This window comes from Streptomyces alkaliphilus, from assembly GCF_014141535.1.
GTDB lineage: Bacteria > Actinomycetota > Actinomycetes > Streptomycetales > Streptomycetaceae > Streptomyces > Streptomyces alkaliphilus.
Map to the genome: position 1 here is coordinate 1 of NZ_VKHT01001134.1, position 1,474 is coordinate 1,474.

The following is a 1,474-nucleotide window of genomic DNA, read 5'->3' on the forward strand; positions in this document are numbered from 1 at the left end:
GGACCCGGGGACGGGGGACGGCCGCACGCGGGGCGGGTCCGGGCGCGATGCCCGGGCCCGCCCCGCGTCGTGCGGGGCCGCGCCCCCGGGGATCAGTGGGCGTCGACGATCACGCCGCTGATCTCGTTCGGCGCGTCCGGCAGCTCCGCGCTCGCCAGGATCTCACCGCTCTCCACGTGCACCGCGTGCACCGCCCCGCCGGCCGGGTCGGTCACGTACGCCGTGTGGTCGCGCACGAAGATCGCCGGGCGCGGCTGCTGCCACTCCGTCGGCTCCTCCCACGCCTCGACGACCGGAATGGAGTTCACGACCTCGCCGGCCTCCGGGTCGATGACGTGGATGCTGCCGTCGGTGCCCAGGACCAGGGCCTCGCCGTGCGGGCCGCGGGCCAGGGAACGGAAGGTGTAGCTGCTCTCCAGGTCCACCAGGCGCAGTTCACCGGTCCGGGTGTCGATCAGGGAGATCCGCTCCGGGCGCTCCAGCTCGGCGTCGGGGTCGCTCTTGTAGTCGCCCAGCACGATCGCGGACTCCCCGGAGCCGGCCTGGTTGCCGATCCGGCCGTAGTCGTCGGGGCTCTCCACCTTGGTGATGGCGCCGTCCCGGTAGACCAGCACGCCGTCCTGGCAGCCGACGACCACGGCCTCGTCGCGGGCGGTCGCCTCGCCGTGCACGCCCGGGCAGTCCTCGTTGCGGGCGATCTCCTCGCCGTCGGCGTCCAGCACCACGATGCCGGTGCGGGCCTCCTCGGTGCCCAGGGTGGTGACCAGCTCGCCGTTGGAGAGCTTGATCGCCACGCCGTGGTGCGGGTCGTCCGACATGTGGGTCTCCACCTCCGGCGCGCCGTCACCCAGGGAGTCGGTGTCGAACATGGTGACCTCGCCGGTGCCGTCGGTGAACAGCACGGTGACGCCCGCGTGGTGGACGACGTGGCCGGGCTTCTCACCGGGGAAGGAGACGTCGGTCAGCTCGCCGGTGACGGCGTCCAGAACCCGGAAGCCCTCGGCGGTGGAGACCATCACGTGGCGGTCGTCGCCGACCGGGTTGATCCGGTTGAAGCCGTCCAGTTCGATCTCGTGGACGACCTCCAGGGTGTCGCCGTCCAGGATCCGCAGGCCGCCGTCGTGGGTCAGGACCAGGGGCTCGTTGGCCTCGGCGGTCTCGGTGGTCCCCTCGGTCTCGTCGACCTCGGAGGTGTTCCCGTCGGAGCCGGTGCCGTTCGAGGCGGCGGAGTCGTCCCCGCCGCCGCAGGCGGTCAGCAGGAGGGCGCCGGTGAGCGTCGCGGCCACTGCGGCGACGCCCCGGGCACGGGATGCGGTGCGCATGATGGGTGGGTTCCCTTCGGTGATGGGTGATGGGTGATGGGTGATGGGACGGGTTCCGGTGGGTGGAACCCTCCGCCCCGGACCTTTGGGGCGGCACAGCGGTGCTCCGGCCCGTCGGGGCCGGTGGTGGGTGGGTGGCGAGGCGTCCGGGC

General features: G+C 73.1%; 1 protein-coding gene. It reads right to left on the reverse strand.

The features are described from left to right. Positions 1-92: 92 nt before the first annotated feature. Complete coding sequence (aztD, locus tag FNQ90_RS22920; protein WP_182608095.1) at positions 93-1,322, reverse strand: zinc metallochaperone AztD; 1,230 nt, start codon at positions 1,320-1,322, stop codon at positions 93-95. Positions 1,323-1,474 lie beyond the last annotated feature (152 nt).